This is a genomic window from Novosphingobium sp., assembly GCF_031417815.1.
Classification (GTDB): Bacteria; Pseudomonadota; Alphaproteobacteria; order Sphingomonadales; family Sphingomonadaceae; genus Novosphingobium.
This window is the reverse complement of sequence record NZ_JANOWI010000027.1, coordinates 1-22988: the sequence shown is the minus strand read 5'-3', so window position 1 is coordinate 22988 and position 22988 is coordinate 1. Positions and strand designations below refer to the sequence as shown.

The 22988-nt window shown below is 63.9% G+C and carries 23 protein-coding genes; 8 read left to right on the top strand and 15 right to left on the bottom strand.

Going from position 1 to position 22988, the window contains the following annotated elements; all coding sequences use genetic code 11:
* Window positions 1-99 precede the first annotated feature (99 nt).
* Window positions 100-1836 (top strand): gamma-glutamyltransferase, encoded by a 1737-nt coding sequence (gene ggt, locus RMN99_RS07010; RefSeq protein ID WP_309622587.1) that lies wholly within the window; start codon window positions 100-102, stop codon window positions 1834-1836.
* On the opposite strand, the gene RMN99_RS07005 is transcribed toward ggt, so the two are convergent.
* Genes RMN99_RS07005 through RMN99_RS06965 form a run of 9 tightly spaced genes read right to left on the bottom strand, consistent with a single transcriptional unit; the run spans window position 1830 to window position 9764 of the window.
* Window positions 1830-2300 (bottom strand): NUDIX domain-containing protein, encoded by a 471-nt coding sequence (locus tag RMN99_RS07005; protein ID WP_309622586.1) that lies wholly within the window; start codon window positions 2298-2300, stop codon window positions 1830-1832. The two genes, ggt and RMN99_RS07005, sit on opposite strands and share 7 nt — an antisense overlap.
* Window positions 2288-2911 carry a 6-phosphogluconolactonase gene (locus RMN99_RS07000; RefSeq protein WP_309622585.1) on the bottom strand — a complete coding sequence of 208 codons (624 nt, stop codon included), beginning with the start codon at window positions 2909-2911 and terminating at the stop codon, window positions 2288-2290. The genes RMN99_RS07005 and RMN99_RS07000 overlap by 13 nt, the downstream gene beginning before the upstream one ends.
* Before the next feature lie 49 nt (window positions 2912-2960).
* Window positions 2961-3515 (bottom strand): hypothetical protein, encoded by a 555-nt coding sequence (locus tag RMN99_RS06995; RefSeq protein ID WP_309622584.1) that lies wholly within the window; start codon window positions 3513-3515, stop codon window positions 2961-2963.
* Window positions 3516-3560: 45 nt separating this feature from the next.
* On the bottom strand, window positions 3561-4151 hold the full coding sequence (locus RMN99_RS06990) for a 3,4-dihydroxy-2-butanone-4-phosphate synthase (protein ID WP_309622583.1): 591 nt from the start codon (window positions 4149-4151) through the stop codon (window positions 3561-3563).
* A complete protein-coding gene (locus RMN99_RS06985; protein WP_309622582.1) occupies window positions 4148-4729 on the bottom strand; it encodes an NAD(P)H-dependent oxidoreductase in 582 nt (193 codons plus the stop codon). The genes RMN99_RS06990 and RMN99_RS06985 overlap by 4 nt, the downstream gene beginning before the upstream one ends.
* 22 nt (window positions 4730-4751) lie before the next feature.
* Window positions 4752-5846: an LLM class flavin-dependent oxidoreductase gene (locus RMN99_RS06980; protein WP_309622581.1), complete on the bottom strand. Its 1095-nt coding sequence runs from the start codon at window positions 5844-5846 to the stop codon at window positions 4752-4754.
* On the bottom strand, window positions 5843-6757 hold the full coding sequence (locus RMN99_RS06975; protein ID WP_309622580.1) for an aldo/keto reductase: 915 nt from the start codon (window positions 6755-6757) through the stop codon (window positions 5843-5845). Before RMN99_RS06975 ends, RMN99_RS06980 begins: the two co-directional genes overlap by 4 nt.
* Window positions 6754-7767, bottom strand: coding sequence for a LacI family DNA-binding transcriptional regulator (locus tag RMN99_RS06970; protein ID WP_309622579.1), 1014 nt, complete (start codon window positions 7765-7767; stop codon window positions 6754-6756). The genes RMN99_RS06975 and RMN99_RS06970 overlap by 4 nt, the downstream gene beginning before the upstream one ends.
* Entirely contained in the window at window positions 7764-9764 is a 2001-nt protein-coding gene (locus RMN99_RS06965; protein WP_309622578.1) for an alpha-glucosidase, read from the bottom strand. The genes RMN99_RS06970 and RMN99_RS06965 overlap by 4 nt, the downstream gene beginning before the upstream one ends.
* Before the next feature lie 193 nt (window positions 9765-9957).
* Here RMN99_RS06965 and RMN99_RS06960 point away from each other — a divergent pair, with 193 nt between their 5' ends.
* A complete protein-coding gene (locus RMN99_RS06960; RefSeq protein WP_309622577.1) occupies window positions 9958-12381 on the top strand; it encodes a TonB-dependent receptor in 2424 nt (807 codons plus the stop codon).
* Between the two features lie 77 nt (window positions 12382-12458).
* On the opposite strand, the gene RMN99_RS06955 is transcribed toward RMN99_RS06960, so the two are convergent.
* Window positions 12459-13709, bottom strand: coding sequence for an MFS transporter (locus RMN99_RS06955; RefSeq protein WP_309622576.1), 1251 nt, complete (start codon window positions 13707-13709; stop codon window positions 12459-12461).
* Window positions 13710-14062: 353 nt separating this feature from the next.
* Between RMN99_RS06955 and RMN99_RS06950 the strand changes: the two genes are divergently transcribed.
* Window positions 14063-15181, top strand: a complete 1119-nt coding sequence (locus RMN99_RS06950) for an AI-2E family transporter (RefSeq protein ID WP_309622575.1) — start codon at window positions 14063-14065, stop codon at window positions 15179-15181.
* Here RMN99_RS06950 and RMN99_RS06945 read toward each other — a convergent pair.
* From RMN99_RS06945 to RMN99_RS06930, 4 genes are all read right to left on the bottom strand, one after another.
* Window positions 15169-15795 (bottom strand): superoxide dismutase, encoded by a 627-nt coding sequence (locus tag RMN99_RS06945; protein WP_309622574.1) that lies wholly within the window; start codon window positions 15793-15795, stop codon window positions 15169-15171. The genes RMN99_RS06950 and RMN99_RS06945 overlap by 13 nt on opposite strands.
* A gap of 85 nt (window positions 15796-15880) precedes the next feature.
* Window positions 15881-16150 (bottom strand): GlsB/YeaQ/YmgE family stress response membrane protein, encoded by a 270-nt coding sequence (locus tag RMN99_RS06940; protein WP_309622573.1) that lies wholly within the window; start codon window positions 16148-16150, stop codon window positions 15881-15883.
* Window positions 16151-16230: 80 nt separating this feature from the next.
* Window positions 16231-16851: a sigma-70 family RNA polymerase sigma factor gene (locus RMN99_RS06935; protein ID WP_405029530.1), complete on the bottom strand. Its 621-nt coding sequence runs from the start codon at window positions 16849-16851 to the stop codon at window positions 16231-16233.
* A complete protein-coding gene (locus tag RMN99_RS06930; RefSeq protein ID WP_309622572.1) occupies window positions 16848-17042 on the bottom strand; it encodes a NepR family anti-sigma factor in 195 nt (64 codons plus the stop codon). Before RMN99_RS06930 ends, RMN99_RS06935 begins: the two co-directional genes overlap by 4 nt.
* A gap of 161 nt (window positions 17043-17203) precedes the next feature.
* Here RMN99_RS06930 and RMN99_RS06925 point away from each other — a divergent pair, with 161 nt between their 5' ends.
* Together RMN99_RS06925 and RMN99_RS06920 are read left to right on the top strand one after the other, a co-directional pair.
* Window positions 17204-17938: a response regulator gene (locus RMN99_RS06925; RefSeq protein ID WP_309622571.1), complete on the top strand. Its 735-nt coding sequence runs from the start codon at window positions 17204-17206 to the stop codon at window positions 17936-17938.
* Between the two features lie 89 nt (window positions 17939-18027).
* Window positions 18028-18282, top strand: a complete 255-nt coding sequence (locus RMN99_RS06920) for a hypothetical protein (protein WP_309622570.1) — start codon at window positions 18028-18030, stop codon at window positions 18280-18282.
* Between the two features lie 87 nt (window positions 18283-18369).
* On the opposite strand, the gene RMN99_RS06915 is transcribed toward RMN99_RS06920, so the two are convergent.
* On the bottom strand, window positions 18370-18735 hold the full coding sequence (locus tag RMN99_RS06915; protein ID WP_309622569.1) for a response regulator: 366 nt from the start codon (window positions 18733-18735) through the stop codon (window positions 18370-18372).
* A 65-nt stretch (window positions 18736-18800) separates the two neighbouring features.
* On the opposite strand from RMN99_RS06915, the gene RMN99_RS06910 reads away from it, so the two are divergent.
* The 3 genes from RMN99_RS06910 to RMN99_RS06900 all read left to right on the top strand — a co-directional run.
* On the top strand, window positions 18801-20393 hold the full coding sequence (locus tag RMN99_RS06910) for an HWE histidine kinase domain-containing protein (protein WP_309622568.1): 1593 nt from the start codon (window positions 18801-18803) through the stop codon (window positions 20391-20393).
* 505 nt (window positions 20394-20898) lie between these two features.
* Window positions 20899-22164: an integrase family protein gene (locus RMN99_RS06905; RefSeq protein ID WP_309622567.1), complete on the top strand. Its 1266-nt coding sequence runs from the start codon at window positions 20899-20901 to the stop codon at window positions 22162-22164.
* A gap of 291 nt (window positions 22165-22455) precedes the next feature.
* A partial coding sequence (locus RMN99_RS06900) for a type IV toxin-antitoxin system AbiEi family antitoxin (protein ID WP_309622566.1) occupies window positions 22456-22988 on the top strand: 533 nt, incomplete at its 3' end.

Below are 22988 nucleotides of genomic sequence, written 5' to 3'. Positions count from 1 at the left end.
TGGCGGAGCACCAAGTTCGGGGCGGGGAAGCGATACGCTTCTCCGCCCCTTGCTTTTGTGCTTAGGTCGGGCGTGAAGCTTGCAGGAGGATATGCGGATATGCGTGCGATCAAGGCCTTGATCGGTTTGGTGTCATCACTGGCGCTGACCGGCGCGCAGATTGTCACTGCCGCCGCGCCGCCGCCGCCGGGCGCCGAAAACGGCATGGTCGTCTCGGCGCACCGCCTCGCTACCGATGCCGGGGTCGCTGTCCTCAAACAGGGCGGCAATGCCGTCGATGCCGCAATTGCGGTGGCCTATGTTCTTGCGGTGACCTTCCCCGAAGCCGGCAATATCGGCGGCGGCGGGTTCATGACCATCCGCCTCGCCAATGGCCGCTCCACCTTCATCGATTTTCGCGAAACGGCCCCTGCTGCGGCGACTGCCATGATGTACCAGGACAAGGCCGGCAATGTGGTGCCGCTGCTGTCCACCCGCGGGCACCTTTCGGTCGGCGTTCCCGGCACTGTCGCCGGGCTGGAACTGGCGCGCACCAAATATGGTACGCGGCCCCGCGCGCCGCTGATGGCCACGGCGATCGCGCTCGCCAGCAAGGGTTTCGTGCTCGATCAGGGTGATGCCGATTTCCTCGCCGAAGGCGCGACCGATTTCGCACAGGATCCGGCCAGCGCGGCGGTGTTCCTCAACCGCGGCAAGCCGTGGCGCGCCGGGCAGCGCTGGGTCCAGGCCGATCTGGGCCGCACGCTCCAGGCGGTTTCCGCGCGCGGCAACGACGGGTTCTACAAGGGACCGGTCGCGGCCAGTCTGGCGGCGGCAAGCCAGGCCGGCGGCGGGATCATCACCGCAGCCGATCTGGCCGGTTACAAGGCGGTGGAGCGCAAGCCGATCGAATGCGATTACCGCAGCTTCCACATCATCTCGGCGCCGCCGCCCAGTTCGGGCGGGGTGGTGTTGTGCGAAACGCTGAACGTGCTCGAAGGCTATCCGCTGGCCGCGCTGGGGTTTCATTCCGCGCAAGGGGTGCATTTCACCACCGAAGCGCTGCGCCGGTCGTACCGTGATCGCAACCTCAACCTCGGCGATCCCGATTTCGTCAAGTTTGATACCAGCCGCTTTACCAGCAAGGCCTATGCGGCAGAGCTGCGCGCGGGCATTTCGGCTGACAAGGCCACGCCGTCAGCCAGCCTGACCGGCCCCGGCGCTGCGCATGAAGGCAAAAGCACCACGCACTTCTCGGTTGTCGACAAGGCCGGCAATGCTGTTTCGCTGACCTATACGCTCAACGACTGGTTCGGCGCGCGGGTGACGGCCGGGGGCACCGGCGTGCTGCTCAACGACGAGATGGATGATTTCTCGGCCAAACCCGGTTTCCCCAACATGTACGGGCTGGTCGAAGGAACCAACAATGCCATCGCCCCGGGCAAGCGGCCGCTGTCCTCGATGGCCCCGACGATCGTCACGCATGATGGTGCGCTGTCGATGGTGATCGGCACGCCGGGCGGCAGCCATATCCCCACCGGGGTGCTGCAAGTGATGGTGAATGTGATCGATCACGGCATGACCCTGACCGAAGCGGTCAATGCGCCGCGCATCCACGCCCAGTGGCTGCCCGATGTGATCTATTACGAAAAGGACGCGCTTTCGGCCGATACCATGGCGGTGCTGATGGCCAAGGGCCACAGACTGGAGCAGATGGATTACTGGAACCAGGTGGCAGCAATCCTGGTTGGCGGACCATCGCTGGCCATGAAGCCGAATGCCGCCACGGGGAACCGCTGGCGCTATTTCGGTGCGATCGATCCGCGTCTCCCGGTGGGCAGCGTCGGCGGCTACTGAGCCGCAGCCAGCCAGCCAGGCAATTCGCGCGCCAGGGTGGGCGAAAGCGCTTCGGGCAGGGCATCAAGGGCAAAGAAGGCCCCCTCGATGATCTCGCGCCCGTCAATCGCCAGCGCGCCTTGCGCGGTGCCGGTGAACAGGTGGACGCGGTTGACGGTGCCATACAGCGGCTCGTCGGCAACCGCAAAGCAGCGCGGACCAGCCAGTTTCAGCGCGGTCTCCTCGGCCAGTTCACGCAAAGCTGCCGCCAGCGGATCCTCGCCCCTCGCAATCCCGCCGCCGGGTAGCATCCAGCTGCCGCTGCCATAGGAATGGCGGATCAGCAGCAGGCGCCCCGCACCGTCGAAGGCCAGCACCCGCGAACCTTGCAGGCGCACCTGCGCCAGCCGCCACCAGCGCCGCCGGATGCCATGGGCCAGCCGCAGTCCCGCCCGGTGCAGCGGGGCCGGGATCAGGCGAAGCATGTCACCGGCTGGTCCGCCGCTGCCAATAGCCGCGCCACCGGCAGGTCGTTTTCGCCGCGCGCTGCGGCTTCGAACAACGCCCGCTTGTCCGCTCCCCGGATCACGAAGATCACCGCGTCGCTGTTGAGCAATGCCGGGATCGTCAGGCTGAGCCGCGCGAACGGCGCTTCGGGTGGCAGCGGATCGGGCACCAGTCGGCGCACCAGTTGCGGATCATTAGCTTGCGGATCGGTATTGGGGAACAGCGAGGCGATATGGCCATCGCCGCCCATGCCCAGCCAGGCCAGCGCGAAGCGGGGCGGCCGGGCGGTTTCCTTCAGCGCGGTTACCGTTGCCCCCAGCGGTTCCAGCGCGGTGCGGATGCGGCCGACATTGCTGGCCGGGTGATCCTCGGCCACGATCCGGTCGTCGCCCGGCCACACCGTGATCCGCCGCCAGTCGATCCCCGGTTCGTCTGCCAGCCGCGCCAGAATCGGAAACGGCGTGGACCCGCCCGGGATGGTGATCGCGATACCACCGGGATGCGCAGTCTGCTGTGCTGTCAGGTAACTGGCCAGCCAGGTCGCAATCTGGGTGTCGGCCGCATCGGTGATGATTTCAAGCTGATCCATGACCACTGCAATAGCATCTGCCCCCGGCGCGCGAAACCGGGGCGCAATGCTATGCGGCAAGCCGCGCCGCGATCGCCGGATAGGCGAGGTAAAGCGCCAGCAGGAGCATCGCAGCGCCAAGCCCGCGCCGGACCAGAGTCAGCGGCCGGGCCTGCCATGTCGCGCCGCCTAGCCACCCGGCCGATACCGAAGTGGCACTGCCCAGAATGCCGCCCGCCACTGCGGTCCATGCAGCAGGGCTGGCCGCGGCAATCGCAAACAGCGTGAAGCGCGATGCATCGAATAGCTGCTGCGCCAGAAGGACCAAGAAGAACGCACCCAGCGACTGGGTCGGCTCAATCGGCTTGCGGCCCGGCCGGATGACGAGCAGTTCCAACGCGGCAAGGCCCAGCGCCATTGCGACCAGGAACATGCGTGCCGGCGCCGTCATCAGCGGCGCAACGCTTTGCCCGGCCCAGCCCGCCAACAGCGAGGCGATCAGCGTGCAGACCAATGCCACCGCCAAAACCGCCCGGCGCGGCGCCATGTGCGCGACCAGAACCTGATCGCGCGCGCCCAGCCCGGTCGCCAGCACCGCCAGCATTGCAAAAAGAAACCCCGCCATAGTGCGAGCAGGTGCCCGCGACGTTACCGCAGGTCAAGCGGCGGATTACCGGGCCAGTTCGGCCACGTCGACCACGGCCAGGTTGTAGGCCTCGATCAGATCGGTGATGTCATCGATCCGGGCCATCTCGCCGTCATCGCGCATGATCGAACAGATCACGGCGGCATCGCCTGCTCCGGCGCGCCGAACCAGTTCGAGCGCGGCTTCCAGCGCGCCCTGCCGCTCGGCCAGACCGCCAGCCGCAGCGATCAGCGGGAAGACATGGCCGGGCGATACCAGATCGTCCCCGCTTGATCCCGGATCGACCGCCACGGCGATTGTCCGCGCGCGGTCTGCGGCCGAAATCCCGGTACTGACGCCGGTCGCAGCTTCGATCGAGCGGCCGTGCGGGCGGCCCGATTGGCGTTCGGTCCCGGCGTTGATCAGGCTGATCCCCAGCCGCATCGCATGGGCCGGGGTCAGCGCCAGGCAGATCAGCCCGCGCCCATGGGTGGCCATGAAGTTGATTGCCGCATCATCGGCGTGGCGCGCGGCAACACAGAAATCGATGTCGCCGCCGCGCAGAGTGTCGCCGGTGATAACCACCATCTGCCCGGCGGCAATGGCGTCAAGCGCTGACTGCACGGCGCTGGTCATGCGCCGGGTTCCGCAGCGGCCAGGGCAAAGGCGCGGGCGCCGCGCGCAACCTGCTGGCCGACCAGTTCGAGCTGCATCCGGGCGCGATCCTCCAGGCATTCGCCATCGGGTGAAAACAGCCCGCGATAGGTCCGGATCGTTGCCCCCATCGGGGTCGGCCAGCCGCGCAGCGCGTGGACGATCGAACGCATCGCGAACAGTGTGCTCATCGTTGCCTGATCGCCGTAAGCGGTGGCGATCAGCCCGACCGCGCGGCCATCGAGGTAGGGCCGTTCATCTTTTGACAGGTCTTCCAGGAAATCGAGCGCGTTTTTGACCAGCCCCGAGATTGTCCCGTGATAGCCCGGTGCGGCGATCAGCACGCCGTCGGCCTGGCGCACCGCTTCGACCAGTTCGCTGCCGTTGCCCTTGGCATGGGCTTCGCTGCCATAGTGCGGCAGGGCCGCAAGATAGGCCCCGCCGAACACCTGCAGGTCGGCACCGCCGGTCGCCGCACTGGCCGCAGCCAGCCGCAGCGCCTGCTCGGTCGTGCTGCCGGGATTGACGGTGCCGCCGATGGCGACGATCCGGGTGGTCACGGGGGGATTCCTTTCAAGCGGCCTAAAGCGTCAGCGGGCCGTGCTGAAGCTGCGGCAGAACATAGCGCGCGAACATGTCGCACTCATTCACATGGGGATAGCCCGAGAGGATGAAAGCTTCCATCCCCGCGTCCTGATAGGCGCGCAATTTTGCGATCACCTGATCGGGCGTGCCGACAATCGCCGCGCCGCAGCCCGAACGGGCACGACTGATCCCGGTCCACAGGTTGTCTTCGACAAACCCGTCGCCGTCCGCCGCGCCGCGCAATTCCTGCTGGCGCTGGACGCCGAAGTTCTTGGCATCGAGCGATTTCTCGCGGATCGCCTGCCCGGCCGCTTCATCCAGCTTGGACAGCAGCCGGTCGGCGTAGCGCCGCGCCTCATCCTCGGTCTCGCGCACGATCACGTGGGCCCGGTAGCCGAATTTCAGGGTGCGGCCCTTGGCGGCAGCGCGGGCTTTCATGTCGGTGACGGTTTCGCGGACCTTGTCCATCGTATCGGGCCACATCAGGTAGACATCGGCGGCTTCGGCAGCACATTCGCGCGCTTCATGAGACAGGCCGCCGAAATAGAACGCCGGGCACTTGCCGGACAAGGTGCTGATCCGCGGCGGATCGAGCCTGAGGTTGAAAAACTCACCCTGAAAATCGAGGTGTTCGCCGTTCAGCAGCGTACGCACGATCTGCATGATTTCGGTCGCGCGGGCATAGCGCGGGCCGCTTTCGATCTTTTCGCCCGGCATGTCGGAGGAGATGATGTTGACGTTGAGCCGACCGTTGCCCTGCGCATCGGCGCCCAGGATCCGGTCGAGCGTGGCGATCCGGCGGGCCAGCTGCGGCGGCCAGTCTTCGCCCATGCGGGTGGCCCACAGCAGTTTGATCCGCTTGATCTGGGTGGCCACGGCGGCGGCGAAAACGGTGGTATCAAGGCCAAGCTGATAGCCCGATGGCAGCAGCACGTTGTCAAACCCGCCCTCTTCGGCGCGCTGGACGATGCTGCGGCAATGCTCCCAGCTTGAGGCCAGAGAAGGATCGGGTACACCCAGAAATTCGTAATCGTCATCGCACAAGGCCGAAAACCAGGAAATCTCGCACTGCTGGGATTGGGGCTGGATCATGGCAGGGGCACTCCTCGGGCGGCAACCAGCACCGCATACCAATCGGTCCGGGTCCAGCGGACTTGCGTTGCAGCTGCAGCTTCGGCGATCCGTTCGGCCTGTTGCGATCCGACGATCGGTACGATCCCGGCGGGATGCGCCATCAGCCATGCATAGGCAGCGACAGAGCGCGAAATGTCCTGCGCCTTGGCCACGACATCGAGCGCGGACGCGACCGCCAGCTGCGTTGCGCCCGCTGGACTGGCCAGCCGGCCACCGCCAAGCGGCGACCAGGCCAATGGGGTCAGCCCCAGCATCATCGCCTGATCAAGCTCGCCGTTCTCGATGCAATCGATCCGCAGCGGGCTGATCTCGGGCTGGGTGCTGGCCAGCTTGTGGCCGAGGAACTGATTGAGCGCGGCGATCTGCGGCATCGTGAAGTTCGACACGCCGATGGTGCGGATCTTGCCTGCACTGACCGCATCATCCAGCACCCGCGCCACTTCGTGCGGGTGGGCCAGGATGTCGGGGCGATGGATCTGGTAGAGATCGATGCAATCGGTCTTGAGCCGGGCCAGCGAGGCGTCGAGCGCGGCGGTCAGATACGCCGCGCTCTGGTCATAGGGCCGCGGCGGCATGATCCCGCCCTTGCTGGCCAGCACCATCCGCCCGCGCAGCGCGGGTTCGGCCGCCAGCACCTCGCCCAGCAGCGCCTCGGCATCGCCAAACCCGCTGCTGCCGTTGAAACCATAGATATCGGCGGTATCGAGCAGAGTGATCCCGGCATCCAGCGCGGCATGAACCAGCCGCGCGGCGTCCGCAGCGCTGCGCCCGCCTTCGGCCAATCGCCACATCCCCCAGGCGATCGGCGAAACCGCAATCCCCGAGGATCCAAGCTGGCGGGCGGCAGGCGGGGCAGGCAATTGGCTCATGATGTTGTCCTGGCTGGCGGCGCGACAGAGGCGCGCTCGACGAGAGTGTGGGGCAGGCGGCGGTGATTGATATCGCCGCCGGCAATGAGGATTTCGGTGGCAGAGCGGGCCAGCTCGGCCATCGGCTGGTGGATCGTGGTCAGCGGCGGCCAGACGGTGCGGGCGAGCGTGGTATCGTCAAACCCGGCGACCGAAAGTTCGCCCGGCAGGTCGATCCCGCGATCGTGTGCCACGGCCAGCACGCCCGCCGCCATGTCGTCGTTCGAGGCGAAAATCGCGGTGGGCCGCTGCGGCAGGTCGAGCAGCGCATTTCCGCCGCGCACGCCGCTGTCGAAATCGAATTCGCCTTCGCAGACCAGCGATGGTTCAAAAGCGATCCCGACCCGGTCAAGCGCGCGGCGATAGCCGAACAGGCGGTCGTCCGAAGCGGCGTGATTGGGATGACCCTTGATGAAGCCAATCCGGCGGTGGCCCATGTTGATCAGGTGCGTCGTCATATCGTCGGCGGCCTGGGCATCGTCCATGAAAACCGAGCTGGTCAGCGCGTGATTGGTGCCAGGCGAAATCCGCACGAACGGAATGTCGAGCCCGTCGAGCGCCTTGAGAACGGCCTCGCAATCGGTGACCGGGGAGGACAGGATGATCCCGTCGACATGGGTTTCGGTTACCAGTCCGCGGACCTGATCGCCCACCCGGGGATCGGTCACATCGACCGGCTGGGCCAGCAGGCGGATGCCGCGTGCCTTGCAGGTTTCCCAGCATCCGGTCTGGATCTGGAACATGTAGTAGGGGCTGTGATTGTCATAGATCAGGGCGATCTGGTTGCTTTTCGCGCCCGAGAGGATCCGCGCGGCGATGCTGGGCCGGAAATCGAGATCGTGCATCACCGCCTCGACCCGGGCCTTGGTATCGGCGCTGACATAGGGATGGCCATTGAGCACCCGGCTGACGGTTTTCACCGCCACCCCGGCCTTGGCCGCCACATCGCGGATGTTCGAACGTTCGCTCATGACCCCAGCACCCCTGCCAGCCCGGCAAACAGCGGCGCAAAGGCGCTGTCCGGGCGATAGAACACCGGTGGCTGACCGATCGGGGCGGTGACTGTGTGAGTGCCGGGGGCGAAAAGTTCGCCGCTCCAGCAATGCCGCCAGGGCCCTTCTCCGGGAAGGACCACCGCGCGCATTTCAGCCCCCGCTTCGATGACCGGGGCCACCAGCAGATCGGCACCGTAGAGGTATTGGTCCTGCACGGTCCAGAGCGAAGCATCGTGCGGATAGTGCAGGAACAGCGGGCGCTGGGCGGGCAGGCCGCCTTGCACGGCTTCTTCGCAAAGGCGGCGCACATAAGGCGCAAGGTGTGCGTGGACCCGGCTCCAGCGAGCGAAGCAGGCCAGCAGTTCGGGCGTGCTGTCATACTGCAGGTTGTCGTCGGGCCGGTTGCCTTCGTGGCTGCGCATCACCGGCGCGAATGCGGCCAGTTCGCACCAGCGCTGCAGCAGTTCCTCGGTCCGGACATTGCCAAGCAGCGAGGTATAGCCGCCGCAGTCCGAGTGGCTGTAGGCATTGCCGACCAGCCCGGCCGAAAGCGCAGCGGTGATCACCGTGCCGATCCCGTCATGGCGGGTAAAATCGACCGACTGATCGCCCGCCCAAAGGAGCGGACAATGCGCCTGCACACCCGAAAAACCGGCACGCATAAAGAACACCGCATCACCGGTCTTGCCCCGGCTTTCGGCCGCGCGGGCGTTGACCTCGGCCCACAGTACCGGCCAGCGATTGTGCGCTTCGAGCGGGTCAGAGCCATCCGCGAGCCGCACATCGGTGGGCAGGTACTCGCCGAAATCGGCCATCCACCCGGCCATGCCGATATCGAGCATTTCGCGGCCCAGTACTTTTTCGGCAAACCAGACGCGGGTCTGTTCGCGGGTGAAATCGATCACGCCGCAATCGAACTCGCCGAAATCGACCAGGTAGATCGCGTCGCTCTCCTGGCGCAGGCAAAAGTGGCCCTGTTCGGCGGCTTCCTCGAACAGGATGCCGTCAGTGGCGAGATAGGGGTTGGCATAGCCCAGGAAACGGATGCCGCGGCTGGCCAGTGCGGCAATCCGCTCGGGCAGGTCCGGATAGCGCTGGTGGCTGCGGCGCCAGTCCCAGAACAGGCGGCGGCCAAAGCTGGTCTCGCGGATCCCGGCCCAATCCTCGCACCACAGGCCCGAAACCGCGGTGCCGGCAGCGATGAAACGCTCAAGCCGTTCAAAGCTGCGTGCGCCGTCTTTCAACCCCACAATCGTCCCGCCGATTGCCCAATCGGGCAGCGGTGGCTGGCGGCCAAAGCGGGCGGACAGCTGGCCGACCAGATCCTGCGGTTCTTCGGCGGCGAACAGTTCGAATGTGGCGGTCGCAGCCCAGGCCTCAATCCGGTGCGTGGCAGGATCGCTGCAATCGATGACGCTGTAGCAGCTGGCATCAAGGTGCAGCGCCAGCCACCGCGACGTGAGCAGGGTTGGCTGCGGGTAATTGGTGTTCCAGTAATCCCCGCCGGCCATCCCGGCTTCGTCCATCTGGCGGGTCAGTTCGGTCGACTTGTCGCGCCCGACGCCCGGCTCGCTGGTCCACATCGGAAACCGCCGCCCGTTCAGCGTCAGATAGCTCATCTGCTCGCCGCCGCCCCACACGGCCTCGCCCGGTTCGGCATGAAAGCGCAGGTCGATCCGGTCGTAACCCGGACGCAGCAGTTCGGCCGTGAGCCGGTGTCCAGCCATGCTCAGCCTGGCGGCGGGTCTGCCTTGGTCAAACAGCGTGACGCTTTCGGGTAAGACCCGGCATTCGGCCGGTTCGCTCTGCCCGCTCGGCGTATCGTCGATCCGGAAATTGCCGCGATACATGGCGATAGCAGGATTGCCGCGCGCCATGGCGAGGGCCGGGCGATCGGCCCGGTGCGACAGCACCAGCCGCCCTGCAAAGTGCAGGTCGAACCCCGTCTCAACGCTGGAAAACGCCGCTTCCAAGCCAATCCTATCCCGTTGCGCCCGCTGGTGTCGCTATAGCGCAACACCGCACGTCGTCCTGTATGACACCGCTTGACATATCGCGGCATTCGACGCAATTCAAGCGCGTTGGACAAGCGCAGGCATGGGCCTGCCGTCTGATGCTGCGCCAGTCCGGACAAACCGGAGGGCCACCTTGGGAGGAGACTTTCGCATGAAATCCGCACTTCGTACGGCTACGGCCCTGCCGCTGGTGGCCTTGTCGCTTTCGCTTCTGGCCAGTCCGGCCATGGCGCAGGGCACTTCGGAAGAAGCTGCCACTGCTGATGATGCCGCCCCCGGCGACATCGTGGTCACCGCGCAAAAGCGCAAGGAAAGCCTGCAGAGCGTGCCGCTCGCGGTTTCGGTGCTGAGCGGTGAACGCCTCGCCGATGCCAGCCGTCCCAGCATTGAAACCGCAGCGCAGATGGTGCCCTCGCTCAACTTCCTCAAGTCCGGCACCACGCTTAACCAGACGATCTTCCTGCGCGGAGTCGGAACCGCCACTTTCTCGATCGCCGGCGAACCCTCGGTCTCGACCGTGGTTGACGGCGTGGTCTATTCGCGTTCGGGCGAAGCCTTCAGCGACATGGTCGATGTCGCCCAGATCGAAGTGCTGCGCGGGCCGCAAGGCACGCTGTTCGGCAAGAACGCTTCGGCTGGCGTGGTCAACATCACCACCCAGATGCCGCGCCAGGAACTGGGCGGGTCGATCGAAGCCAGCTATTTCGAAGGCAACGAAGTGCGCGTGAAAGGCTCGGTCAACGCACCGGTCGGCACCAATTCTGCCGTGCGGCTGACGGGCTTTTACGGCGAATACGATGGCAACATCCAGAACACTTTTACCGGAAACAAGGTCAACGGCTACAAGCACTACGGTGCGCGCGGACAGTTCCTGTACGAACCCAGCAACGACCTGCGCGTCTATCTGGCCGCCGATTACTACAAGAACGATGATGATTGCTGCGCCGATATCATCGCCACCGGCCCGCTGACCGGGGCCGGCGTGCCTTCCACCAGCCTGGCCTTCGGCGTGTTGCCGACACCGGCCGGGGCCAAGACCCGCGCGGTCAACCAGAACCTCGTCACCGCGACCAAAGAACAGGGTTGGGGCGTTTCGGGGCAGGTCGATTTCAGCCTTGGCAACCACACGTTGACCTCGATCACCGCCTATCGCGGCTGGGACAACACCGAAATCCGCGATGGTGACTGGTTGCCGATGGCCTATGTCGGCTTCAATCAGCTGCACGACAACGGCCCGCAGACGTCAACCACCTTCAGCCAGGAACTGCGGCTGACCTCGCCGGCTGATCAGACCGTGTCCTATGTGTTGGGCGCCTATTATTCGCGCGCTGAAAGCGAACGGACCTTCACCCGCGTTGTCACCGCCTGCACCGCTGCAGTGGGTGCGCCCACCGGGGTGCTGATCCCCTGCGGCAGCGTGAACGCCAATCCCTCAACGGTTTCGACCGGTTCGGCCACGTTCGGGTCGGTGTTCAACAACTTCGCCGCCTTTGGCCAGGTTACGCTCAAGTTCGGCGAAGACGGCCGGGGCCGGATCGTAGGCGGGCTGCGTTACACCAATGACAAGCTGTCGGTATTCCATTCGCGCGTTTCCAGCGCCACGCCGGCAGCGGCTCCAGGCATCCAGCCCAATTTCGATCAGGGCGTTTACAATCAGTACCTGGTGCTGGTCGCAGGCGGTACCGCGCCGAACACAGCGGCAGGCTTGGCCGTCACCTCATCGAACGGAATTCCGTACCGGACCGAAACCAGCAACGACAACCTGTCGGGCAAGGCCGCGATCCAGTATGACTTCTCGCCCGACATGATGGGGTATCTCAGCTATGCCCGCGGCTATAAGGGCCCGGCCTACAACGTGTTCTTCAATCTGGCTTCAACCGGCACCAATGTGATCGAGCCGGAAACCTCCGACTCGGTCGAACTGGGGATCAAGAACACGCTGGCCGGCGGCAAGCTGACCCTCAACATCGCGGTGTTTTACGCAAAGTATCAGAACTTCCAGGCCAACAACCCCGATCTGGTGGCGACTGTGGTAGTTACACGCTTTACCAACGCCGGCAGCGTTTCAACCCGCGGGCTTGAGCTGGATTGGAACTACCGCCCCAGCCGCAACACCACGCTGTCGGGCGGCCTTGCGCTTACCGATGCGCATGTCGATCAGTTCAAGGCCGCCCCCGGTGCGGCGCCCACCGCGATCATCCCGTCGGGGACCAAGTTGGGATATGCCCCGACCTGGAAGGGTTCGCTGGCGCTCGACCAGCGCTTCGTCACTGGCAAGACTTTCGATGTGGGGCTGGGCATTTCGACCAACTTCCAGTCTGCCCAGCTTTCGCTGTTCGCGCCCGATCCGGTGCAGCGCCAGCTGGGGACGATCCCGGGTTACATGCTGGTCAACATGTCGGTTTCGGTGATGGACGTGGATTCCAAGTGGAAGCTCAGCCTCCAGGTCCGCAACCTGTTCGACAAGGCCTATCCGGCGGCGATCATCAATGGCGGGGTCAGCGGTTCGTATCGCTACCAGATCCCGCGCGATGCGGACCGGTATTGGGGGGTTAGCGCGCGCGTCAGCTTCTGATCGCGGCTAGGCCAATCCGGCCAAGAAAAAGGCTCCCTGCTGCAAGGCAGGGGGCCTTTTTCATTGCGGGCTCTGGGTCAGGCCGACGCTTCGTCGCGCGCCACGATCCGCGGGACCAGCAGGTGGATGATCCCCAGCGCAGTCAGGTAAGCAACGGCAGCGCCATAGAACAGCGGGGCATAGCCATGGCCGTTGGTCAGCAGCCAGCCAGTGGTTTCCTGAATCCCGAATCCGGCGAGGTTGCCGGCGATCGCGCCGATCGCCATTACCGTGCCGACCCGCGAAGTCGGCACCGTATCGGCGGCGAAGCCGAAGATGTTGGTTGAAAAGCCCTGGTGTGCGAACAGCGCCATGCCGATGATCGCGGCGGCGGTCCACGGGCTGGCCGCGGTCAGCGCCAGCGGGATCGGCACGATCACCAGCGCATACATCAGCATCGCGGTCTTGCGCGCCTTGTTGACGCTGAGCCCGCGCGACAGCAGCCGCGGGAATAGCACCCCGGCGGTCAGCGCGCCGATGGCGGCCAGGGTAAAGGCCAGCGCGGTCGGGCCGATCAGCTCTTTCTGCGTCAGGCCGAACACTTTGACGAACAGGTCGGGAAGCCAGAAGGTGAAAAACCACCAGAACATGTCGGTCAGCGCCTTGGCCCCGGCGATCGCCCAGGTGACCCGGTCGGACAGCGCTTCGCGGATCGAAGGCTTCGACGCATCTTCGGCCAGCATGGTGGCGACCGGCTGCAAGCGCCGCGTGCCAGCGATCCAGAACGCCAGCCACACGAACCCGATCAGTCCTGTGACGATGAACGCGGACTGCCAGCCATAGATCGCGGCAAAAGGAATGACCGTCAGCGGGGCGATGATGTTGCCCAGGTTGGGCGCTGTATTGACGATCCCTAGCGCCATCGAGCGTTGCTTGATCGGCAGGTAAAGCGCGGCGGCCTTGACCGCGGCCGGGGTGTTGATCGATTCCGCCGCCACCAGCGCGATCCGTGCGGAAACGAACTGGCCGACGGTCACCGCGAAGGCGTGGGCAATCCCGGCAAGGCTCCACAGCCCGACGGCGGCACCATAGGCCCGGCGCACCCCGAACCGGTCGATCAACCAGCCGACAAAAATCAGCGCGGTTGCCGCCGCCAGCTGCGACATCGAGGCGAAATGGGCAAATTCGGCATCGCCCCAGCCATAGGCAGCCTCGATGCTGGGCTTGAGCAGCGAGAGCACCTGCCGATCGACGTAATTGATGATCGTCCCGAAAAACAGCAGCACGATCAGGCCGGACGAAACGTTGCGGCCCACAGTGCCGCGCGCCGGTGTTTCTGCACTGTGCATTTCGGTCTCCCCCAAGCCTTCTGTTCTAAGCCCAACCTAACGCGATCGCGGGCGAAAGAAAGTCGATTGTGACACCGCCGGACAGAACAGCGCCGCGGTCCCGGCGCGCAGGCCTGTGCCTGGGGTGATCGGCGCGGTGGCGCGCCGCCCGCGCAGGAATTTTTTCGATCCCGCGGAACCAAGCAGCGCGGTGACCGTTGCATAGCCTTGAGGACTGCGACCCAGCGACCCCCTCCCCCCTCCCCCGCCGTCGCAGTCCTCAGACTTTTCCCCAATCACAGCGCAGAGGCCTGGCCCTGCCAATGTTCAGGCCGGGTTTGCAATGCCGGGTCAATGGCGGTTATGTGCGGTCCATGACCACGCGGCCTGATCCCTTGTCCGGCACCGAGCATGTGCTTGACCGGCACCTGTCTACGCTCACCCTGCTGATCGGTTTCGCGCTGTTCCTGGCGCTGCCCTTCGTGCTCAGTGCCGGGGCGGCATTCTTTCTTCCGCTCACCTCGGCCTTCGTGATCACGGTTATCCTTGCCCCAGTGGCTGATCGGCTGGTCCGGCTGGGGCTGGGCAATGGCCTCGCCTCGGCACTCGCGGTGCTGTTTTTTGCGGCGGTTTCGGTGGTGGTGATCGTTGCAATCATGCAGCCCGCCATCGCGCTGCTGGCCAAGCTTCCCGAGCTGAGCGTCCGGGCGACCGAGATCCTCCGCGATCTCAAAGTCTGGCTGGGGGCAATGGGGACGGTCTTCGACCTTGAGCGGATCATGCGCGATTCCTCAGCGCTGACGGCCGGTTCGGATCTGCTGACCACGATGGCACTGAGCACACCGGGTGCGCTGCTCGAATATTTCCTGACCCTGCTGCTGGTCTATTTCTTCGTCCGCTCGCGCGTTGGCATCAAACGCTCGCTGCTGCTCGAACGCGATACGGTGTCCGCCAGCCTGACCGCTGCGCGCACGGTGCGCGATGTGCAGGACAAGGTCTCGCACTATGTCGGTACGGTGGCGCTCATCAATCTGGGGATGGGGGCGATCGTTGCGGGCGGCACCTGGTTGCTGGGCCTAGAGAACCCGATCATGTGGGGCGGTCTGGCCGCGATCCTCAACTTCATTCCCTATGTTGGCCCGATCGTCACCGCCTTGCTGCTGGGGATCACGGGTATTGTCGAATTTGGCTCGGTCTGGTTCGGGCTAGTCCCGGCGCTGTGCTATCTTGGCCTGCACGCGGTCGAAGCCAACCTGATTACCCCGGCGATCGTCGGCCAGCGATTGCTGATGCATCCCGCCAGCCTGCTGATCGGGCTCAGCTATTTCACCTGGATCTGGGGTGCGCCCGGCGCGGTGCTGGCGATCCCGCTGACAATCATCATCGGCGTGGTGCTCGATCGGATCGGGCGGCCGAACCTCCTGGGCTTCCTGTTTGGCGAGCCCTTGTTCCTGCCGCCCGATGGTGATGACGAAGCCGATCAGCCCGGGTAGGTCCAGACGTCCTTGTTTTCGAAATTCTCGCTTGCGAACTGCCAGTTGAGCAATTCCCCGGTCACCGCCGCGACATAGGCATCGCGCGCGTTGCGACGATCGAGGTAATAGGCGTGTTCCCACACATCGATGACCAGCAAGGGCTTGGTATCGCCGGTCGCCAGGGTGGCGGCATCGTGGCTTTGCGCGATCACGATCGCGCCGCCCTTTTCGGCCAACCACACCCACCCCGATCCGAAGTGGGCAGTGGCCTTTTCGCCCAGGTCCTTGAGCAGGGCATCAAGCGAGCCGTGATCCCTGGCGATCGCCGCGGCCAGCGCGGCGCCGGGCCTGGTCGGCTTCGCGCTCAGCGAATGCCAGTAAAACCCATGGTTCCAGACCTGCGCGGCCTGGTTGAACAGCTTCCTGTCCTTGTCAGCCTCGGCGCTCGCAATGATCTGTTCAAGCGGGGCATCGGCCAGCGGCGTGTCGGCGATCGCGGCATTGGTCTTTTTGACATAGCCGGCGTGGTGCTTGCCGTGGTGGGTCTCAAGCGTGTCTTTCGAGATATGCGGTACCAGTGCATCGGCGGCATAGGGCAGCGGGATCAGGTCTATCATGGGATTGGCTTTCAAACAGGAAGGGCGGCACATTTCGCGCCGCCCTTCAGGACTTGGTTTTTGGATCAGGCCCGCGACTGGCGCGGGCTGCGCGGCGCGACTAACGCACCGAACCGCGACGGAACAGGTTGATCAGGGCGAGCAGCACGACCGACCCGAGCAGCGAGACCAGCACGGTGGTGACCGAAATGCCGCCCGAAGTGATCGGTGCTCCGCCGATCAGCGGGGTCACGACGAACCCGGCAAGCAGCGAACCGATAATTCCGACCACGACGTTGAGGATAATGCCCTGCTGGCCGTCGGTGCGCATGATCATGCTGGCAACCCAGCCGATGAGACCGCCGACGATGAGAAGAATGATGAGGTTCATGATTTTGCTCCGTGTTTCTGCGCGTTGCTGTGCACCGGGTCAGAAACGCACCGAACCGCCAAGCGGTTCCACTGCGGCAATCAGCGCTGCGAAGCAGGAAGGGTCGGTACCGAAGCGAGGATCGAATCAAAGGCCTGCGATGCAGCAGGGGAATCCGCCCGCGTTTGCTCAAGGATCCCGCTTTCCAAGATCGCTTCCAGCGCAGCGCGGGCGCGCGAAACCCGGCTCTTGATGGTGCCGACGGCGCAATCGCAGATCAGCGCCGCTTCCTCGTAAGCAAGCTCGCCTGCGCCAACCAGCAGCAGCGCCTCGCGCTGTTGCAGCGGCAGCTGGTAAAGCGCGCGCTGCAGATCGCCAAGCGCGACCGTATCGGTCTGGCTGGCCGGCGTGACCAAAATCCTGGCAGCGACATCGGGATCATATTCGCCATGAAATTTTGCGCGGCGCATTTCGCTCAGGAATATGTTGCGGGCGATCACGAACAGCCAGGCCTTGAATGAGGTGCCGGGGGTGAATCTGTCACGCGCGGCCCAGGCCTTGAGCATGGCTTCCTGGACGATATCGTCGCCCCGGTCTGGATCGCGCGCCAGGTTGCGGGCGAAGGCGCGCAGATGCGGCAGGGCGGCGCGCATTTCGGCCTTGAACTCGTCACCCGTGATGACCCTGGGCGGTGCCATGGTATCGGAATGGCTCACGGTCATCCCTTGTCGTCGAGCGAGTTCAGAAGATCCATCAGATCATCCGGGATTGGCTCCTCGATGACGGTCCGGTACAGTGATTTGAGCCCGATCGTGATGGTCCGCGAATCGGGATCCGAAAGAGGCTTGCCAGCACCCTTTTCCTGGTCGGTAGGCTTGCTTGGCGCGTCAGACATTTCATTTGTACTCAGCATATCGGGAACCAAACGCGCAGTTCGCGCATTGGTTCCATGTCCGAGACCATAAAAATGCACCTTGTGCAATATACCTGCTGGCTAGGGCGCAAGCGCCAATTTTGCTTTGCGCTTTGCGAACTACTTTGGCAGGCCGCACGTAATTATTACAAGGAATGCCCATGGCCAGCAGTCAGGCGATCAAAGATAATCTCCCCTATTTGCGCCGTTTCGCACGGTCGTTGACGGGTACGCAGAAGTCCGGCGATGGCTATGTCCGGATGCTGCTCGAAGCGGCCCAGTCGGATCGTGATCTGGTCGCGCAAATGGCCAGCGGGCGGGTCGGGCTCTACAGCGCGTTCTGCAAGCTTCACCGCTCGGGCGCCGCAGCCGCACTCGGCGTTTCGCGCGAAGTGCCGCAGCAGCGCCAGGCCCTGTTGCTGACCACGATGGAAGATTTTTCGGCCGCGCAGGCGGGTGAAATTCTCGGAATCAGCGCAGACGATGTCGAACTGCAGGTGGCCGAGGCGCTGGCAGTCATCGATGGCGAAAACCCGGCACGGGTGCTGATCATCGAGGACGAACCGCTGATCTCGATGCAGCTTGAAGGTCTGGTCGAGGATCTCGGCCACGCAGTGTGCGGGATGGCCGCAACCCGCGATCAAGCGGTCGCGCTTGCGGCAGAACAGGCCCCCAGTCTGGTGCTTGCCGACATCCAGTTGGCGGATGGCAGTTCGGGGATCGATGCGGTCGATGACATCATGCGCGGCGCCAGCGTCCCGGTGGTGTTCATCACGGCCTATCCCGAGCGTTTGCTGACCGGCGAACGCAGCGAGCCCGCGTTCCTCGTCACCAAACCGTTTCACGAGGCGACGGTCCGCGCGGCGATCAGCCAGGCGCTGTTTTTTGCCGATTGACGCTGCTGCAGAAATGCGGCGAATGATAAGGAACCGCGTGGACCGACAATGCGTTACTCCATCAGCAAAATGTTTGCAGGAGCATCCCAATGGCCACGGCTTTCACCTCGTTTCGCCCGTCCGGCAATTTCGCGCGCACGGCAGTCGATACTGTCCTGGGTGCGGCGGGCACACGCATGGCGATGCGATTGCTGCGGCGTTATCCCAAGACCGCCATCGCGCTTGGCGTCGCCGCCGGTGCCAGCGCGCTGCTTGGCGGGCTGTTGCACCGCAAGGACGAAGCACCCGCGAAGCGTCCGCAAAAGCGCAAGCCGCGGTCAAAAGCCAAGCCTGCCACAGGCTGAGCGCTGGCAATGGAGGACGCCAAGATCGCAACCGCATGTGCATCTGGCGGCCCCGGCGGCGCGGTGCAGATCCGGCTTCGCAGACCGTCAGGTCGCGCGCAGCGCCCGGCGGAAGTCTTCCTCGGTGCAGGGCTTGGCCAGAACCGTGCCAAGCTTGGCGATGTCAGAAGGGATCGCCTCAGGTGAGCCTGTCACGAACAGCAATTTCGGCCGGGGCGAGACGGTTTCGCGGACAAGTTCGGCAATCGACCAACCGTCATCACGGTCAGCGAGACCGGTGTCGAGCACCAGCACGCGCGGCGCAAGCGTGACCAGACATTCAACCGCTGCGCTGGCGCTCGCGCAGATGACGACTGGGTCATACCCTTCGGAACGCAGGATTTCCTCGGTTGCCATGGCAACAATGGGATCATCTTCGACCACCAGCGCAGACATGTTTTTAGCATTTGTCATGCGCCCGCTGATAACTGGACTTTGGCCAGATAAGAAGTGCGATAAAGGATAAAGACTGAAACGCGATGCCACACCAACTCCACGCCGAATTGCAACAGCGGATCGAATCGCACGCCTGGCTGACCCGGCGGCCGCGATTGTTCCCGCTTATGGTATTCGCGCTGGTGATCTTGTCGGTGATTGCCGGGGCCATGACCACCGAGCAGGCCGAACGGCGTTCCGAACGCCAGCGACTGGACAGCGCGGCAATGGAGACTGTCCGGTTCTTCCGTCAGGTCGAAACGACCCACGCTGCGATGTTGCGCGGCAGTTCGCTGTTCCTCTCGCAAGTGCCGATCACGCAGGACGAGTTTGAGATACTCGCTGGCTCCGGCTTGCACTCGATCGATGTGGAGGTCGCTGAAGGGATTGGCTGGGCGCTCGCCCGGCCAGCCGCGCGGGCCGGTGGGCCGGCATCGATGAAGATCACCTTCCTGGCCCCGAACACTGAACGCAATCGCCGCGCGATCGGGTTTGACATGTATGCCGAACCGAACCGCCGTGCTGCGATCGAAACTGCGCTGCGGACGCGGGTCCCCACCGCAACGGCGCCGATCGTGCTGGCACAGGAAAACCCCGGCAGCCAGGAGCATGGCTTCCTGCTGTTCTCGCCCGTGTACGGCGCACGCGGTCAATTCAAGGGCATGCTTTATGCGGCGTACCGGGGGAACAATTTTCTTGCCGCGACGCAAACGCGCCTGGCGACCAGGCCATCGTATATCGCGCTGGACGACGTGACCGCAGGGTCTGCAATTGCGATTGGCGCATTGGGCGCGCGCGCGCCGTCTCTGAAGTACGCCACGCGCCTGGTTATTTTCGGCGGCCGGCAATGGCGCGTTACGGTCGGCATCGAAGGCGCGACCGTTTTGGCAACATCGACCATGTGGATCGTGCTGATCGGGCTCGTCATGGCGGGACTGGCGCTGCTTCTGGCCCGCCAGTTCGTGATGGCCGCGCTTGATGAACGCAAATTCTTCGAATGGCAGGGCGCCCAGTTGCAAGTGCGCAATACGCTGATGCTGGAACTCAACCACCGGGTCAAAAACACGCTGGCCAATGTCTTGTCGATCATCACCCTGACCAGGCGCAAGGCAGCCGATGTCGACAGTTTCGCCGACAGCCTTTCGGGCCGGATCAGGGCGCTTTCGGCAACCCATGACATTCTCACCGCGCAGCAATGGAACGCCGCGACGCTGGAAAGCATCGTGCGTGCCGAACTGGCCCCCTATCTTGCCGCCAACGACCTGCAGGCTGAAATTTCCGGCCCGGAAATTGCGCTGGCCCCTAACACCGCGCTCTCGCTCGGCCTGGCCATCCATGAACTGGTGACCAACGCGGCAAAATACGGCGCGTTGTCGCGCGATGAAGGCAGGGTTTCGATCTCCTGGTCGCTCGAGGATCCGCAGACTGCAAGGCTGGAATGGCGCGAACGCGGCGGCCCCCGTGTGGTCGCACCCGACCGGTTCGGGTTTGGCACCAATCTTTTGCGCAAAACCGTGTCGCACGAACTGGGCCGCGACGTGGAGCTTGATTTTGCCCCCGACGGCCTGCGCGCGTCGCTGTTCGTGCCGCTTCGCACGGTGCAGGAATTCAGCCTGCGCCAAGGCCCCAGAGACTAGGCATGGAGACAGGTCATGGCCGGGACGGCCACCGCTGCCTGAACCCAAAAGAAGGGGCCGGAGCGTAGCTCCGGCCCTTAGTTTCGCACGCCAGCTTGGAGGGAGACACTAGGCGGCTTCAATCCATGCAACAGGATCACAAGCAAGAACGCACGAAGCCGCCGGGCGGTTCCCGCCACTTGACGCAACCGCCGTCGCGGCCCGAAGCGGCGCAAGCCAAGGCCGCGATACCACGGCTGTCACATTGCTGATGCTGCTGGAAAAACTGGAGCGGGCGAAGGGATTCGAACCCTCGACCCCAACCTTGGCAATATTGAAACAATGTTTCTCCACAGCCCTCTATCGCACCATATATCACGTTAAAACAATATGTTATTAAACATTTATCTACGCCACTGTATCCGCCTGTAGCCGTTCAAACGACCTTTTCTGCTTACGCCCTGCTTACTTTTGGTCTAAGAATAATCCGCGTAAGCAGACCGGAATGTAGTGGATCGAAGCGAACATGGCAAAACTGACCAAGAGGGCGATCGACGCCCTGCCGACACCCGACAAGGGGCAGACCTTTCACTGGGATACGGAGACCCGAGGGTTCGGTATCCGTGTTGGAGCTTCCGGGGCGAAGACGTTCATCATCCAGTATCGCAATGTCGAAGATCGATCCCGCCGGGTGAAGATCGGTCGCTATGGCATCTTTACCGTCGAGCAGGCGCGCGATCTGGCCAAGATCAAGCTTGGCGAAGTCGCCGCTGGTGGCGACCCCGCCGAGGAGATAGCCCAGGCCCGCAAGGACGCCAGTGTTGCCGAACTGTGCGATTGGTATCTTGAGGAGGCCAGAGCGGGCCGTATCCTTGGCAGGCGCAACCGACCCATCAAGGCATCGACGCTCAATATGGACGAGAGCCGGATCAAGACGCACATCAAGCCACTGGTCGGCCATCGGATCGCTCGCCACCTGACCATTGCCGATGTCGAGGCGATGCAAACCGACGTCGTAAATGGGAAAACGGCGAAACCACGCACGGGCGGCCGCGGCGGGGTCAGCACCGGAGGTACGGGTGTGGCACCCCGCGTGGTTAGCACCCTGCAAAGCGTCTTGGGCCATGCAAAGCACAAGGGTCTGTTGAAGGAGCATCCCACGAAGGGCGCCCGAAAGCTCGCGACCAACAAGAAGAAGCGGCGTCTGAGCGTTGCCGAGATCGAGGATCTGGGCGCGGCCATGGTTGTAGCGGAGCGCAACGGAGAAAATCCGGTCGGAATTGCCATCGTCAAGCTGTTGCTGCTGACGGGGTTCCGTCGCCAAGAGGGCCAGGCGATGCAACGCGATTGGCTAAACGCAGGCGGAGGCTATGTGGCATTCCCCGACACGAAGGGGGATGCACAGCTACGAGCGGTTGGCGCTGCCGCGATCACCCTGATCCAGGACCAACCCGCTTTTGTCGGCAACTTGCACGTATTTCCCTCTGCGGACACCGACGGTCCGATCACGACCGCCCGGGATTGCCTTGCGCGTCTATGTGCGATCGCCAAGATCGCCGATGTCACCCCGCATACGCTGCGACATACCTTTGGCAGCGTGGCTGGTGATCTCAGTTTTTCCGAGCTGACGATTGCTGCGATGCTTGGACATGCCGCACAAACGATAACGCAGGGCTATATCCATGTAGATGAGGCATTGCGGCTCGCGGTGGCCCGCACGTCGGAGGAGATGGTCGCGATATTGAACCGTGGCGCCAACCGCGCCGATCGCCCCCTACGAAAGGCCGCCTGAAGCTTCTCGCTCCCGACAGTGAGGTGTATCGCGTACTATGAAACCTCACTTGCAAGGCAGAGGGTCGCGGCGGCCGGAAGAGTCGAGTTGGAGCGTGCCTAAGAGATGGTTCGCCTACGCCACACAGTCGGATTGACTGCAGCATCGCATAGCCAAGCATCGGGGCTATCCTGGAGCACTCCATCATCTTCATATTCTCAATTCCGTGCCAAACGCAGATTTATAAATATGATCCTTGAAATGGATCGAGAATCATATCAATAACTCCAGTCAGAATGCAGAGTTTTTGATATGATTCTTCAACGCCCAACCAACCTCGCCGAATATGCGGAGGATTTGGCGTCCACCGGACACATCGGCTTCTCGCGGGAGGAAGCGATGGAAGTGCTTGGCGTGAGCCACGGCGCCTTTCTCGATGCCGCTGCTCGACTGGCGAAACGCGGACACATTTTCGCGCCGCGACGCGGCTATTATGTGATCACGCCCACGCGCTTCCTCAAGTGGAAAGCGCCACCGCCTGGCTGGTACATTGATGCGATGATGAAGCATGCCGGCCGCCCCTACTATGTAGGCATGCTGAAAGCGGCCGAACTGCATGGGGCGGCACATCAGGCAGTGATGGAATTCCAGGTTGTCATCGACCGGCAATGGAAACCGATCCGCGCGGGTCGGTCGAGGATCAGCTTCTATTTCCGAAAGGACATGCGGTCGGTCGAAAGCGGGATCGAGCGGCGCAAGACCGATTCCGGCGCGATGTGCATTTCCTCACCCGCGCTGACGGCGCTCGATCTGATCCGCTATCGCCAGGCAAGCGCCGGCCTCGA

Coding starts and splice junctions, on each gene's coding strand:
- RMN99_RS06925 (WP_309622571.1), top strand. CDS start 17,204: ATGGCCAGCAGTCAGGCGATCAAAGATAATCTCCCCTATTTGCGCCGT.
- RMN99_RS06960 (WP_309622577.1), top strand. CDS start 9,958: ATGAAATCCGCACTTCGTACGGCTACGGCCCTGCCGCTGGTGGCCTTG.
- RMN99_RS06940 (WP_309622573.1), bottom strand. CDS start 16,150: ATGAACCTCATCATTCTTCTCATCGTCGGCGGTCTCATCGGCTGGGTT.
- RMN99_RS06915 (WP_309622569.1), bottom strand. CDS start 18,735: ATGACAAATGCTAAAAACATGTCTGCGCTGGTGGTCGAAGATGATCCC.
- RMN99_RS07005 (WP_309622586.1), bottom strand. CDS start 2,300: ATGCTTCGCCTGATCCCGGCCCCGCTGCACCGGGCGGGACTGCGGCTG.
- RMN99_RS06930 (WP_309622572.1), bottom strand. CDS start 17,042: ATGCTGAGTACAAATGAAATGTCTGACGCGCCAAGCAAGCCTACCGAC.
- ggt (WP_309622587.1), top strand. CDS start 100: ATGCGTGCGATCAAGGCCTTGATCGGTTTGGTGTCATCACTGGCGCTG.
- RMN99_RS06910 (WP_309622568.1), top strand. CDS start 18,801: ATGCCACACCAACTCCACGCCGAATTGCAACAGCGGATCGAATCGCAC.
- RMN99_RS06970 (WP_309622579.1), bottom strand. CDS start 7,767: ATGAGCGAACGTTCGAACATCCGCGATGTGGCGGCCAAGGCCGGGGTG.
- RMN99_RS06995 (WP_309622584.1), bottom strand. CDS start 3,515: ATGGCGGGGTTTCTTTTTGCAATGCTGGCGGTGCTGGCGACCGGGCTG.
- RMN99_RS06955 (WP_309622576.1), bottom strand. CDS start 13,709: ATGCACAGTGCAGAAACACCGGCGCGCGGCACTGTGGGCCGCAACGTT.
- RMN99_RS06975 (WP_309622580.1), bottom strand. CDS start 6,757: ATGAGCCAATTGCCTGCCCCGCCTGCCGCCCGCCAGCTTGGATCCTCG.
- RMN99_RS06950 (WP_309622575.1), top strand. CDS start 14,063: ATGACCACGCGGCCTGATCCCTTGTCCGGCACCGAGCATGTGCTTGAC.
- RMN99_RS07000 (WP_309622585.1), bottom strand. CDS start 2,911: ATGGATCAGCTTGAAATCATCACCGATGCGGCCGACACCCAGATTGCG.
- RMN99_RS06905 (WP_309622567.1), top strand. CDS start 20,899: ATGGCAAAACTGACCAAGAGGGCGATCGACGCCCTGCCGACACCCGAC.
- RMN99_RS06980 (WP_309622581.1), bottom strand. CDS start 5,846: ATGATCCAGCCCCAATCCCAGCAGTGCGAGATTTCCTGGTTTTCGGCC.
- RMN99_RS06920 (WP_309622570.1), top strand. CDS start 18,028: ATGGCCACGGCTTTCACCTCGTTTCGCCCGTCCGGCAATTTCGCGCGC.
- RMN99_RS06935 (WP_405029530.1), bottom strand. CDS start 16,851: ATGACCGTGAGCCATTCCGATACCATGGCACCGCCCAGGGTCATCACG.
- RMN99_RS06990 (WP_309622583.1), bottom strand. CDS start 4,151: ATGACCAGCGCCGTGCAGTCAGCGCTTGACGCCATTGCCGCCGGGCAG.